The 14,147-nt window shown below is 23.5% G+C and carries 13 protein-coding genes and 1 tRNA gene; 7 read left to right on the forward strand and 7 right to left on the reverse strand.

Translation table 11 applies throughout. The features are described 5' to 3' along the window. Positions 1-53 precede the first annotated feature (53 nt). The 3 genes from rpe to aroK form a co-directional block, all read right to left on the reverse strand. Positions 54-734: a ribulose-phosphate 3-epimerase gene (gene rpe, locus U0T64_02470; protein ID XBC41211.1), complete on the reverse strand. Its 681-nt coding sequence runs from the start codon at positions 732-734 to the stop codon at positions 54-56. A 258-nt stretch (positions 735-992) separates the two neighbouring features. Then, positions 993-2,075 (reverse strand): 3-dehydroquinate synthase, encoded by a 1,083-nt coding sequence (gene aroB / locus U0T64_02475; protein ID XBC41212.1) that lies wholly within the window; start codon positions 2,073-2,075, stop codon positions 993-995. Positions 2,076-2,118: 43 nt separating this feature from the next. Next, positions 2,119-2,643 (reverse strand): shikimate kinase AroK, encoded by a 525-nt coding sequence (gene aroK / locus U0T64_02480; protein ID XBC41213.1) that lies wholly within the window; start codon positions 2,641-2,643, stop codon positions 2,119-2,121. Positions 2,644-3,253: 610 nt separating this feature from the next. Here aroK and U0T64_02485 point away from each other — a divergent pair. Further along, positions 3,254-3,338: transfer RNA gene (locus tag U0T64_02485), tRNA-Ser, on the forward strand. A gap of 98 nt (positions 3,339-3,436) precedes the next feature. On the opposite strand, the gene deoD is transcribed toward U0T64_02485, so the two are convergent. Further along, the gene (gene deoD / locus U0T64_02490) at positions 3,437-4,147 is read right to left on the reverse strand and encodes a purine-nucleoside phosphorylase (protein ID XBC41214.1); all 711 of its coding nucleotides are present in this window, start codon (positions 4,145-4,147) and stop codon (positions 3,437-3,439) included. Between the two features lie 49 nt (positions 4,148-4,196). Continuing rightward, entirely contained in the window at positions 4,197-5,432 is a 1,236-nt protein-coding gene (locus U0T64_02495) for a phosphopentomutase (protein XBC41215.1), read from the reverse strand. A gap of 701 nt (positions 5,433-6,133) precedes the next feature. Here U0T64_02495 and U0T64_02500 point away from each other — a divergent pair. Beyond that, positions 6,134-6,319, forward strand: a complete 186-nt coding sequence (locus tag U0T64_02500; protein ID XBC41216.1) for an asparaginase domain-containing protein — start codon at positions 6,134-6,136, stop codon at positions 6,317-6,319. Positions 6,320-6,914: 595 nt separating this feature from the next. Here U0T64_02500 and U0T64_02505 read toward each other — a convergent pair. Next, positions 6,915-7,490: an NfuA family Fe-S biogenesis protein gene (locus U0T64_02505; protein ID XBC41217.1), complete on the reverse strand. Its 576-nt coding sequence runs from the start codon at positions 7,488-7,490 to the stop codon at positions 6,915-6,917. Between the two features lie 265 nt (positions 7,491-7,755). On the opposite strand from U0T64_02505, the gene bioH reads away from it, so the two are divergent. Further along, positions 7,756-8,532, forward strand: coding sequence for a pimeloyl-ACP methyl ester esterase BioH (gene bioH, locus U0T64_02510; protein XBC41218.1), 777 nt, complete (start codon positions 7,756-7,758; stop codon positions 8,530-8,532). 166 nt (positions 8,533-8,698) lie between these two features. Here the strand turns inward: bioH and ssb are convergent, their stop codons facing one another. After that, positions 8,699-9,205, reverse strand: a complete 507-nt coding sequence (ssb, locus tag U0T64_02515; GenBank protein XBC41219.1) for a single-stranded DNA-binding protein — start codon at positions 9,203-9,205, stop codon at positions 8,699-8,701. A 1,033-nt stretch (positions 9,206-10,238) separates the two neighbouring features. Here ssb and dnaB point away from each other — a divergent pair. The 4 genes from dnaB (at position 10,239) to ruvX (ending at position 14,067) form a co-directional block, all read left to right on the forward strand. Beyond that, positions 10,239-11,624: a replicative DNA helicase gene (dnaB, locus tag U0T64_02520; GenBank protein XBC41220.1), complete on the forward strand. Its 1,386-nt coding sequence runs from the start codon at positions 10,239-10,241 to the stop codon at positions 11,622-11,624. A gap of 430 nt (positions 11,625-12,054) precedes the next feature. Beyond that, positions 12,055-13,002 (forward strand): glutathione synthase, encoded by a 948-nt coding sequence (gene gshB, locus U0T64_02525; protein XBC41534.1) that lies wholly within the window; start codon positions 12,055-12,057, stop codon positions 13,000-13,002. 87 nt (positions 13,003-13,089) lie between these two features. Further along, the gene (locus U0T64_02530; GenBank protein ID XBC41535.1) at positions 13,090-13,653 is read left to right on the forward strand and encodes a YqgE/AlgH family protein; all 564 of its coding nucleotides are present in this window, start codon (positions 13,090-13,092) and stop codon (positions 13,651-13,653) included. Between the two features lie 3 nt (positions 13,654-13,656). Further along, positions 13,657-14,067, forward strand: coding sequence for a Holliday junction resolvase RuvX (ruvX, locus tag U0T64_02535; protein XBC41221.1), 411 nt, complete (start codon positions 13,657-13,659; stop codon positions 14,065-14,067). Positions 14,068-14,147 lie beyond the last annotated feature (80 nt).

Raw genomic sequence — 14,147 nt, forward strand, 5'->3', positions numbered from 1 at the left:
ATTCCAAAAAAATATTAAATATTTTTTAAATTATTAAAATTAATAATCATTGTTTATACAAAACAAATTTTTTCATTTAATTGAAGACGCATATCTTCAATAGTTTTTTTATAATCTTGTGATTCAAAAATAGCAGATCCAATAACAAAAATATTTACTCCGAAAGAAGCTACTTTTTTAAGATTATTCAAATTAATGCCTCCATCTATTTCTAATAAAATTTTTTTATTACTATTATCTATTAATTTTCGTACTTTTAACAATTTTTCAAATGTAGTTGGTATAAACTTTTGTCCTGAAAATCCTGGATTAACAGACATCAATAAAATTATATCTAACTTGTCAATAATATGTGTTAAAACATTTAATGTAGTTGCAGGATTAATTCCAAGCCCTACTTTACAACCTAAACTTTTAATTAAACTTAAAGATCTATCCAAATGTTTTGTAGATTCAGGATGAATAGTAATAAAATCTGCACCTGCTTCAGCAAAACGAATTATTAAATCATCTACTGGTTCTACCATAAGATGAACATCAATAATTGATTTAATACCGTAACGTCTAATAGATTTCAATACCATCGGTCCAAAACTTAAATTAGGAACATAATGATTATCCATGACATCAAAATGAATAATATCTCCTCCAGCTTGTAATACATTTTTTATATCTTCTCCCAATCGGGCAAAATTTGCAGATAAAATTGAAGGAGCCAACCACATGATTTTCATTATTTTTCCTAAAATTTTTCCTCAATAATATACTATCTTTTAAACAATAAAAATATAAAATCTGATAGCATATTCTTTTTTTACAGTATAGCTTGTAAAAATATACGACTCGATGTTTTTAATTAATTAAATACTTGTTAAACTCTATAGTACAAATTTTTAAATATTTGAAAATTTTAATCATCACTTCTTAAACAATAATAATTATTATTTAAAAATTAATTAATTTTTAAAATCGAACAAAATAAAAATAGCTATTTAACTACAATTATTAATCGCTGAAATTAATATGCTTTTCTTTACATTAGGATAAATTATAGATTTCCCTATAGAAACAGGTAATATTAATCTAATGACCTCTGAAAAAACCTTTTTATCTCTTAAAAAATATGAATAATAAGTATCAAAATTCATATTTTTTGGACCTGTCGTTGGTAAACCTATTTTCTTAATTAAATTAATAATTCTGTACTTATCACATATATCTAACATGCCTAATAAAAAAGACGTTTCAGCTGCCATGATTATTCCAACTGCTACTGCTTCTCCATGCAACCATGTTCCATAGCCTAAATAAGTTTCAATTGCATGACCATATGTATGTCCTAAATTTAATAAAGCTCTAGAGCCATATTCTCTCTCATCTTGTTCTACAATTAATTTTTTAATTTTGCAACATTTTTGAATACAATATAACATCGTGTTTACATCTAATTCTAATATAAAATCAACATTATTTTCCAACCAAGAAAAAAAATCTCTATCAAAAATAATTGCATATTTTATTACCTCAGCCATTCCCGATATTAATTGACTTCGAGGCAAAGTCGATAAAAAATCAAGATCAATAATAACTGAAGTTGGCTGCCAAAACGAACCAATCATATTTTTTCCAAGCGGATGATTAATGGATGTTTTTCCACCAATGGCAGCATCTACTTGAGACAATAAAGTAGTCGGGATTTGTATAAATGGAACACCGCGTTGATAAACAGAAGCTACGAATCCAGTTATATCTCCAATAACTCCACCTCCTAATGCTATTAACGTAGTATCTCTTCCATGAAATTTTTTTATTAATTCTGATATAATATCTTCCATAAAATTGATATTTTTAGTTTTTTCTCCATCAGGTAAAATAATAAAATCCTTTTTAATTTCAAATTTATCTAAATAATGAAAAATATCATCTTTCCATATTTTAGATACTACATCATTAGTAATTAACATAACTTTATTTCCAGATTTCAAAGGAAATAACATTTTTTCTCTCTTAAATACAGATGATCCAATTTTAATTTTATAAGTGCGATCATTTAAAGCTACTTCTAATGTTTTCAAAATAAATATATCCTAAATTTTCATAAAATCAAAAAATTGCATATTAATTTTTATTTATCAAATTAATAATACGAAAAACTATTGCCTTAGCACTTTTTTCATCCATTTGTATAACTATATCTGCTATTTTTTCATATAAATGATTTCTTTTAACAGCTAATGATTCTAAAATAGTTTTTACAGGAACATCTTTTTTTTGTAACAAAGGCCTTTTTTTATCCTTTTGAGTTCGAACTAACTGTTTTTCTATTGTTGTTTCTAAATATACTACAATTCCACGAGATGATAATTTATTTCTAATTTCTTTTGATTCAATTGATCCTCCGCCTGTAGCTAATATAATTCCATGTTTATTTGTTAATTCACAAATTATTTTTTGTTCACGCAATCTAAAACCTATTTCACCTTCTATGTCAAATACCCAACTAATATCAGCACCAGTACATTTTTCAATTTCTTGATCAGAATCATAAAATTCCATATTTAATTGTTGTGCTAACTGACGACCAATAGTACTTTTACCAGCGCCCATTGGACCAATTAAAAAAATATTACGTTTTTCTGCCATTTTTTTTTAATATTATTAAAATAATGTGTTAGTAACAACCATACACAGCTATTTTCACTGGATGGAAATGAAATAAATAATTTTATATTATTATAGAAAAAATTATTAAAATTAATTAATACTATAGTATACAATTTATATTAAATATAATATTGAATATTTTATAAAAAACCAAATAATTCAGCTCTTACTATAAAACTGTAGAATAGCATACAAAATGCTTTTATTTAATTCTAAAAAAATAAATTATTAAATCTAAATAACATATAATTAATAAACAATACATGAAAAATTATAGTATTCTAAAAGTTATATAATCTATAAATATATAGATGTTTACTTGCAATAATTAAAAAAATATTATAAAAGTTAGAGATACATAAAACTATAAATTTTTTTATGTAACAATATATATTGTTTGAATCTTCGGTCAGCAATTATATATCATACAAAAATACAACTTAAACATTTACCAATTGCAATTTACATATTATATATTAAAACTAAAATATTCTAAAAAAATTAAAAAAACGTTTTTAATTTTTAAAATTTACTATAAACTGTGCATACATTAAAAAATTTATGTGAATTTTTAAAAATTTTTTATAACGGTGAGATGTCTGAGAGGTTTAAAGAGCACGCCTGGAAAGTGTGTATACGACAACGTATCAAGGGTTCGAATCCCTTTCTCACCATGAAAATTTATTATTTTTCTACATGTTAAAATTAAACATTTCAAATATTTTACTTTCATACTATCGCTTATTGTAAATTTAATACGACTATTGAATATTTAATCTTCTAAAAGAACTGATTCTAACGCAATTCGAATCATATTATCTAAACTTGATTCTCTATCTTTAAAACTGATTTGTATTTTTTTTGAAATATGATCAGAAACTGTACAAATTGATGCTGATTGTATTCCAAATTCTGAAGATAAACTATATAATCCAGCAGTTTCCATTTCTATACCTAAAATGTTAAATTTTTTTATATCCGATAAAACTTCATTGTCATGATAAAATGAATCCGTTGTAAAAAAACTCCCTACATTAACTTTAATTCCCAAATTTTTTGAAGAAACCACTAAATTGTGAACTAAATTAAAATTTGCAACAGCAGAAAAATCATTATCATGAAAGCGTAATCTATTTATTTTAGAATCAGTTGACGCTCCTAAACCAATAATAAGATCATTAACATTGATATCTTTACAAATAGTACCACAAGTACCAATACGAATAATTTTTTTTACATTATACTCTGTAATTAATTCTTGAACATAAATAATGCACGAAGGTATTCCAATCCCATGACTCATTATAGAAACACGTTTTCCTTTATAAGTTCCAGTAAAACCTAACATCGCACGAACATTGGTAACTTCTACAGCATTTTTTAAATAATTTTTGGCAATGTACTTCGCTCGAATAGGATCACCCGGCATAAGAACAAAATCAGAAAAATCTCCTTTTTTTGCATTAATATGAGAAGTTGACATATGTTTTCCTATTGTTTTAACGTACTTATAATAAAAATTACAATCAAATTTATCGTTTACAAAACATTGATTTTCCAAATCGCATTGGAGATAAATCAAAATATTTTGCTAATGTTTGAGCTATATCTGAAAAAGTATTACGATGACCTAAAAATTTCGGTTTAATAGTAGGCCAATAAAATAATATTGGAATATTTTCTCTCGTATGATCAGTACCTACCCAAGTTGGATCACATCCATGATCAGCAGTAATGATTAAAACATCATCTTTTTGTATTAATTTTAATAACTTTGGTAAATGAAAATCAAACCACTCCAATCCCCGAGCATATCCAGAGACATCACGCCTATGACCCCACAAAGAATCAAAATCTACAAAATTTACAAAAACAATAGTATTGTGCTGTGATTTTTTTATCTCACATAAAGTTGAATGAAACAATTGTTTTAAACCTACAGAATGTACCTGTTTAGTAATTCCCTCTCCTGCATAAATATCTGAAATTTTTCCTATAGAAATTACTTTTCCTGATTTTTCTTTTATTAATTTATCCATAATTGTTATATCATGAGGTTTTACTGAGAAATCTTTCCGATTTCCGGTTCTCTTAAAACTTAGTTTATCACCACCAATAAAAGGTCTAGCGATGACTCTACAAATATTGATTTTTTCTGAATTTAATATTTTCCTAATAGAAATACAAACTTCATATAATTTTTCTAACCCAAAATATTTTTCATGACAAGCAACTTGAAATACCGAATCAATAGAAGTATAAAAAATAGGTTTTCCTGTTTTTATATGTTCCTCTCCAAAACTTTCTAATATAGAAGTGCCTGAAGAATGACAATTGCCAAGAAATCCAGATAAATTACATTTATCAACAATTTTGTTAAGTATAAATTTCGGAAAACTATTATATTTACTTTTGAAATAATCCCAATTATATAAAACAGGCACTCCAGCTATTTCCCAATGACCTGAAGATGTATCTTTTCCTGATGATATTTCACTGGCATAAGCATAACTTCCTAATATAGATTTATTTGTATTTTGAACTCTAAATATTTTTCTTCCTATTGATTCATTTGCAGCACTAACTAATCCAAGAGACGTTAAATTAGGTATATTTAAAGGGCCTTTTCTACCAACATTAGCTTTTCCTAAATAACAAAATTTAACTATATTTCCAAATGTATTAGCACCTACATCATTAAACATATGCGCATCACTCGTTGAACCAATTCCAAGAGAATCCAAAACTACAATAAATGCGCGTTTCATAAAAATCTCCATATTGAAATCTAAAAAACTTTTTAAATAAAATTTACTAAATATACAAATATTAAAATACTGATTTTTTAAAAATTCATATATTACATTCACTCACATCTTACAATATCAAATATAAAATTTAAGATTTCGATCATTATTAAAACTTTAAAAATACAAAAATATTTCATGGTTTTTAAATAAATATTATACAAGATTCGAAATTATAAATTTCTTATTTATTATAATATAAAAAATTTGTCTTAAAAGTTTTTTAAATATGAAATATAAAACTCTCTCATTATTTCGACGAAAAATTTAATTAATTAATTCATATAATGCTATATGTTAATTTAATTTTATTAAAAAATTCATAAATAAAAGTTAATTTTCATAGAATCATTTCATAGTAAATAAAACTTTAACAAAGCTATTACATGTGTGAAAATCTATATATATATTTTATACCGAGGGTATAATTGGTATAAAAATTACTATATTATGGATATATTCCTATTTCAAGAAATTTGCAAAAACAACTTATCAACGTTCCAGATTTATAAAAATCTGAAATACTGTTTTTACTATTAATGAATATAAACTCTTAATTAATTCTTCTAACATAAACACGATAGAATGGACAATTCTATCAAAAAATATTTATAAAAACTATAAAAAATAATAAATTAATTATTTTTCATGGAACAGATACTATGGTATATACTGCTTCAATAATATCATACGCATTAAAAAATTTAAAAAAACCAGTGATTATAACTAGCTTAAAAATTCCACTATTTGAATGTCAATCTTATGGAAAACAAAATTTATTAAATTCGTTATTCATAACTACACATTATCTTATATCTGAAGTTACTGTTTTATTTACTAAAAAATGATATCGTAAAAATCAAACAAAAAATTTTATGTAAATGAATTAAATATTTTTGCATCACTAAATTTTAATATATTGTTAGAAATAAAAATGTCAATTGAATATCCTTATCCAACTAAAGTTAAAAACAAACATAAAAAATTTAAAATTAATTCTATAATATAAAAGTCTATTAAAAGAGTAACTATTCACGATAGTATTTCCGGAAAAACTACATACACTTTTCTTAAACAATCTGTAAAATCTATAATTTTATGTTCCTATGACATAAAAAATGCACTATAAAATAAGAAATTTATAAATTTTGTAAACTATGTCTACAAAATAACGCAATAATAGTAAATTTAAGCTAATGCATTTCAGGAATAGTAAACATATATAGATATACAAAAGAAAATTCTCTTGCAAATATAGGAGTAATTAGTGGTTACGATTTAAAAATAGAAGAAGCATTAAAAAAAAAATCTATATCTTTATTTAATAAAAATTTAAACAGCACATATATAAAAATGTAAAAATCTAAAAAGTGAACTAACTAAAATAATCGAATAGTAACTTAGTTACTTACAGTTATTTAATTAATTTATAAATATTTAGTGTTAATAATAAGAATGATCACCCTGATAATGATCAGTAACATCATATACACCCTTTAATTCAGGAAACTGATCTAATAATTGATATTCTATTCCTTTTTTTAAAGTATGTCCTACCATAGAACATCCATTGCATCCCCCAAAAAATCTAAGAGTGACATATCCAGATTGAGTAATATTTACTAAACATACTTTTCCTCCATGCAAAGAAAGTTTAGGATTAATATTCGTATGCAAAAAATTTTCTACTTTTTTCGTTAAAAATATATCTTTATGTACAATAATTTTTTTTGCATAAGGAGCCAATAAAGTTAATTGAGAATGACAATCTTCTATAATAAGATCAATTTTTGCAGATTTTAAATATGGCATACTAATATTGTCAATATATAAATTAAAATTATCATACTTAAATTCAACATCTGCATGTGTTACATCTTTGGGATAACAAAAAGATACTCCACACTTTGCAATTGGCGTTCCAGGACAATTTACAAAAACTCTAATATGAGTATTTTTTTTTTGTTGAGCAATTAAATCAATGAAATGATTTTGTGCTGCTTTAGATATATTAATCATATAATAAACTCAAATATTTAATTATTAAAATATTTTTAAAATACTTCTTTATTAAATAAACATAATTGTAAAGATATTTAATAACTTAGACACAATTCTATTTTAATTATAAAAATAATATAGTCAAATAAAAATAAACATGTTTACATAAAATAATACTATACACTAATTTAAAAAAAATTTTCATTATATTGAAATTTTATAATTTTTAAACATTTATATTTGTTTATGTTAAAATAATATTTAAAAATTATTTGTAATGTTCATGACAAAATTTCAGTGGATTACGTTAGGAAATGGAAAAGAAAATTTAATTTTAATACATGGATGGGGATTTAATTCGACTATTTGGAATATATTGTTACCTAAACTCAAAATAAATTTTAAAATTCATTTAGTAGATTTACCTGGATTCGGAATCAACAACCAATTAAAATTTAAAAATCTAAATAATACAGCTAAATTTTTAGAAAAATATATACCTGATGATTCTATATTATTAGGTTGGTCAATGGGAGGATTAATTGTAAACAAAATTGCAATCCTATATCCACAAAAAGTTAAAGGAATTATTAATGTTGCTTCGTCACCATGCTTTATTAAAAAAAAGAACTGGCCAGGAATATCTAAAAAAATTTTATATAAATTCTATTATAAATTAAATGTAAACTATCAACAAACAATTTTAGATTTTATAACTCTACAAATCACAAATTCAAAACATTTTAATGTAAAAATGCATATTTTAAAAGGCCTGATTTCATACCAAAGAAAACCTAGTGCCCTGACTTTAAAAAAAGGACTTAAATTAATTTGTTCATCAGATTTAAGAAAAGAAATTTGTAAAATTAAAATTCCTTTTCTAAGAATATATGGATATCTAGATATACTAGTTCCGAAAGAAATATCTAAGATATTAGATACACACAGTTTAAAAACAAAATCTATAATAATGAGATTTTCTTCTCATGCTCCTTTTATTTCTGAAACATATAAATTTTGTTCTATAATACTTAGATTTGTTAAAAATCTTAATATCTAATATAAAAACTTTAACAACTAAACTAGTTTACTCTATTAAATAAAAAAATATTATTAAAAAATATATATTTATAAAACCTAATAAAACATAAAAATATTTAAATTTAATATACTAAAACTGAAAAGTTTAACGTATTATTTCTTTGTTACGTCTCGTTATAACTTACTTAAAAAGGAATGTCGTCATCGTCAAAATCTAAATTATCAACATTATTACTATCTGTATTTTTTTGTGGCTCTTGATCACCTTTATCATTTTTTGATAAAACTTTTTCTGGATCACGAAAGTTATTTTTTGAATATCCAGTGGAAGCTGAATGATGAGTATTACGACCTAACATTTGCATTGTTCCACCAATACTAACAATTACTTCTGTAACATATCGATCTGTTCCATTTTGATCTTTCCATTTTCTAGTTTGTAACGATCCCTCAATATATACTTGTGATCCCTTTTTTAAATATTCTCCTGCAATTTCAGCTAATCTATTAAAAAAAACAATTCTATGCCACTCCGTTTTTTCCTTTGTTTCTCCAGTATTTTTATCTTTCCATGTTTCCGATGTCGCTAACGTAACATTAGTAACCGCTCCTCCATTTTGCATATATCGAATTTCTGGATCTTGTCCAAGATATCCAATCAAAATAACTTTATTGATTCCTTTACTAGCCATTACACAATTTTCTCCAATATATTTTTTATAATTATGATATACATAATTGTTATCTTAAAATAATATTATTATCTAAGGTAATGAATACAACATTCTATAAAAAATTCTTAATTAATGTTTATATACTCAATATATAATATTTAATTAAACAATTAAAGGCTATGTTCAGTAAATTAACGATCATATACTTTAAAATATAAAATGTAATTTTTTAAATATATTATATCACATTTTATAAAAAATTATTTATATGCACAATACTGTTGAGTAAAAATTAAAAATCTTTAAAAAATTTTTCTTTCAAGAGATATAATTAAATTATATAAATATATTTTAAATAAATATTCATATCGAAGTTTTGTAAAATCTTATAATCCTCTTTCATATATTTAAAATATGAAACTAAAAATAAAAATATAAACATTTTTCATTACAACAAATATTAAAAACGTAACTCATTGCATAAAAAAACAGAACGTTTTCAAGATTTTTTATTCTCTTTATTAAAGTAAAACATTAAAATCATTGTACATTTTTTACATTTATAAAGTAGCGATTGCAATATTTTTATATACATATCAATAATTACATATTTTCATTTCAAATATATTGAAAATTCAAATCATAAAAAACTGATTTAATAATTAAAAATGAAAATTTTTACTAAAAACCTAGAACATTTAAGAACATCATTGTAATAATATTACATATCATATGTTAAAATTATATATAAATATTCCATGAAACAAGAGGTACATTATTTTAATATAAAAAATTTAAAAATAATATTAATACTAAATATTAAAATACACTACTTATTTCTTAAAAAACAAATACAAATTTTCATAATCAAACTAAAAAAGTTGTATACATTCAACTATTTAAAAAATATTAAAATTTATTTATATTTAAAATAATATTTTATATAAAACACAATAAATTTAATAAAATAATTTCTTTTCAAAAAACTTCTTATCTTATAAAAAAGAAACCACTTAAAACTAACATAATTGAATTTTGGTACTATATAAAAATGTCAAAAAAAAAAATGTTTCATAATAAAGTTAAAGAACACTTTACTCTACCTCATTCTCTAGAAGCTGAGCAATCTGTATTAGGTGGTTTAATGTTAGACAACGAACAATGGGATTGTATAATAGAGAAAATTACAGAAAATGATTTTTTTAGTTTTCCGCACAAATTAATTTTTAAAGAAATGCAATACTTATTAGACAACGGATATCCTATTGATCTCATTACTTTATCAGAATCTTTAGAAAAAAAAGGAATACTTAAAAATGTAGGCAGATTTTCTTATTTAGCAGAATTATCAAAAAATATTCCTAGTACTGCTAACATTTCTACCTACGCAAAAATAATTCGCGAACATTCTATTGTTCGTGAAATAATTCAAATTGCACATAAAATTATTCATATTGGACATAATTTAAAAGGACAAACTAGTGAAGATCTTTTAAATATAGCCGAATCAAAAATATTTAAAATAACAGAAAATCGATTAAATCATCATTCTGGACCCAAAAACATAGAGCAAGTACTAGATATAACTTTAAAAAACATTGAAAAACTCTTACATACATCTAATCAAGGAATTACTGGAATAAATACAGGATATCAAGATCTTAATAAAAAAACATTAGGTTTACAACCATCTAATCTAATTATTATCGCTGCTCGTCCTTCTATGGGAAAAACAACATTTGCTATGAACATTTGCGAAAACATTGCTATGACATACGAAAAACCAGTTTTAATTTTTAGTTTAGAAATGTCTGGAGAACAAATAATGATGAGAATATTATCTTCTTTATCTCGAGTGAATCAAGAAAAAATACGAACTGGGCAACTAAATGATGAAGATTGGTCTCGAATTTCTAGTACTATAAACATTTTATTAAAGAAAAAAAACATGTATATTGATGATTCATCAACCCTTACACCTACTGAAATGCGTTCTAGATCACGCCGAATCTATCGAGAAAATAATGGGTTAAGCTTAATAATGGTAGATTACCTGCAGTTAATTAAAGTACCATCACTAGTAGGAAATAGAACATTAGAAATCGCTGAAGTATCCAGAACACTCAAAGCATTAGCAAAAGAATTGCACGTTCCTATAATAGCTTTATCACAATTAAATCGATTATTAGAACAAAGAGGCGATAAAAGACCTATTAATTCTGATTTACGCGAATCTGGATCTTTAGAACAAGATGCAGACTTAATTATGTTTATATATAGAGACGAGTTATATCATGAAAATACAGATTTAAAAGGTATTGCTGAAATAATCATAGGAAAACAAAGAAATGGGCCAATTGGAACCATAAAATTAACATTTAATGGACATTGGTCCCGATTTGATAACTATTCTAGCTCTAAATATCATGAAAAGTAAAAAATTTAAATTGAATATAAAACATTATCTATTTTAAAACTATTAAACTAGTAATAATCGATATTATCAAAACACAAAATTAAAAGATACATAAGACTAAAGATTAATTCACCAATATATATATTATTATTTTAAAACTTAAATTCTAGATGATTTAGATTTTTAAGATTTTAATTTAATTATGAATTATTATGTAATTTAAAATACATTAATAATATTAATTAAATTCATTAAAACTAAAAATAAAAACTAAATATAAAAATACATAAGATTTAGTTGACAAAAATTTTTTATATTATTAGTATTTAAAATGATATAAAACTATTGAAAGAAAAGTTAAAGAATTACTATTGTAAAGATATAAATATTCATATACTCATTCCATTTAAAATAATTTAATTAATATAAATAAAAAAGCACGCTAAGCATGATAATAAAATTAGGAATAATAATGGATCCTATTTCTTCTATTAACATAAAAAAAGATTCTAGCTTTGCTATATTATTAGAAGCTCAAAGACGAAAATATTCAATTTATTACATGGAATTATCAGATCTATATTTAAAAAATGATCAACCTTTTTCTAAAGTTAAACTCTTATTTCTCAAAAATAATAAAACAAAATGGTTTCATTTCAAAAAATATGAAGATATTTCTTTAATAAAATTAGACATAATTTTAATGCGAAAAGATCCTCCCGTTGATGAAAATTATATATACGCAACTTATATTCTTGAACAAGCTGAAAAAAAAGGTGTCCTCGTAGTAAATAAATCACAATGTCTGCGAGATTTCAATGAAAAATTACTTGCAATGCAATTCCCACAATTTATTCCTCAAACTTTAGTTACTAGTGATATTTCCAAAATCTGCAACTTCATTCATAAATACAAAGAAATTATAATTAAACCATTAAACGGGATGGGGGGTTTTTCTATTTTTAGAATACATGATACCGATTCTAATAAAATGGTAATTATTGAAACTATGACTAAATATGGAACGAAACTATGTATTTCGCAAATCTATTTACCAGAAATAAAAAACGGAGATAAAAGAATATTGATTATTCATGGAAAACCATTTCCATGGTGCTTAGCTCGCATTCCTAAAACTAATGAAAATAGAGGAAATTTAGCTTCAGGAGGTTTAGGAATAGTTCAAAAACTTAGTTCATATGATTGGAAAATAGCTAATTACATAGCTGAATTTGCGAAAAATAAAGGATTATATCTAATAGGATTAGACATAATCGGAAAAAAATTAATAGAAATTAATATTACAAGTCCAACATGCATACAAGAAATTGAATCTAAATGTAGAATATCTATAAGGAAAATCATACTAGATTCTATAGAAAAACTTTTGATGAAATAATATAAATAATTTAAATTAATAAATTCTTAAAAACATATTTCTACAAAACGTATGAAAATTACATAACAACAGGAATTGAACGTGAAAATCAATTTACAAAATCATTTCTTAATTGCTATGCCTAATTTAAAAAACCCATTCTTCACAAAATCTGTAATATATATATTGAAACATGACGATAGTGGAGCAATGGGTGTTATTATTAATAAACCTATTAAAAATTTAACAATCAAGGAAATATTAAAAAAACTTGACATTAATACATCTTCTAATAATTCTCTAAATCATTTAAATAAACCTGTTGTCATTGGAGGTCCAATATCTGAAGATCGGGGTTTTATTTTACATTCTTTTAAAAAAAAGTTCATTTCTAGCATTATTATATCGAAAAATATTTTTATGACATCCTCTAAAGATATATTAGAATATATAGCTAGAAATAATCACTCTAAAAATATGCTAATGACATTAGGACACTGTATTTGGAATAAAAACCAATTAGAAAACGAAATACTAGAAAACGTTTGGTTAACTACATCTGCAAATACTAAAATTTTATTTAAAACTCCTTTTTCTGAAAAATGGATAAAATCTGCTCGAAATATCGGCATAGATATAAATAAATTAACTGAAAATTTTGGACATGCATAAATAATGATTATTATAGCATTTGATTTTGGAATAAAAAACATTGGAGTAGCAGTTGGGCAAAATATAACAAAAACTGCTCAAATATTACCTTCTATTAAAATGAAAAATAAAAAAATTGCCTTTAAAATACTAAAAAAATTATTCCTTGATTGGAAACCACATTTTATAATTATGGGATTACCACTTAATATGGACGGTACTCCACAGAAAATCACTAAACAAACGAAAAATTTTTCAAGAGAAATATTTTTACATTTTAAAATACCTATTTATTTTCACGATGAAAGATTAACAACAATAGAAGCAAAATCAAGGTTATTTGAAAATAATGGATTTAAATCATTAAAAAAAGAAATAGTTGATTCTACTTCGGCAGTAATTATATTAGAAAGTTGGTTTATAAATAATGTATAAAACTTAAAAATAAAAAAATATTAAAATTATATGAAATATATTTATTATTATAATTTAAGTACGTTTAAAACTTATTCATA

This window comes from Buchnera aphidicola (Nurudea yanoniella) (assembly GCA_039829995.1).
GTDB classification, from domain to species: domain Bacteria; phylum Pseudomonadota; class Gammaproteobacteria; order Enterobacterales; family Enterobacteriaceae; genus Buchnera_B; species Buchnera_B aphidicola_AV.

Coding starts and splice junctions, on each gene's coding strand:
- U0T64_02505 (XBC41217.1), bottom strand. CDS start 7,490: ATGATTAATATATCTAAAGCAGCACAAAATCATTTCATTGATTTAATT.
- deoD (XBC41214.1), bottom strand. CDS start 4,147: ATGTCAACTTCTCATATTAATGCAAAAAAAGGAGATTTTTCTGATTTT.
- U0T64_02495 (XBC41215.1), bottom strand. CDS start 5,432: ATGAAACGCGCATTTATTGTAGTTTTGGATTCTCTTGGAATTGGTTCA.
- ssb (XBC41219.1), bottom strand. CDS start 9,205: ATGGCTAGTAAAGGAATCAATAAAGTTATTTTGATTGGATATCTTGGA.
- bioH (XBC41218.1), top strand. CDS start 7,756: ATGACAAAATTTCAGTGGATTACGTTAGGAAATGGAAAAGAAAATTTA.
- dnaB (XBC41220.1), top strand. CDS start 10,239: ATGTCAAAAAAAAAAATGTTTCATAATAAAGTTAAAGAACACTTTACT.
- rpe (XBC41211.1), bottom strand. CDS start 734: ATGAAAATCATGTGGTTGGCTCCTTCAATTTTATCTGCAAATTTTGCC.
- U0T64_02500 (XBC41216.1), top strand. CDS start 6,134: ATGGTATATACTGCTTCAATAATATCATACGCATTAAAAAATTTAAAA.
- aroK (XBC41213.1), bottom strand. CDS start 2,643: ATGGCAGAAAAACGTAATATTTTTTTAATTGGTCCAATGGGCGCTGGT.
- ruvX (XBC41221.1), top strand. CDS start 13,657: ATGATTATTATAGCATTTGATTTTGGAATAAAAAACATTGGAGTAGCA.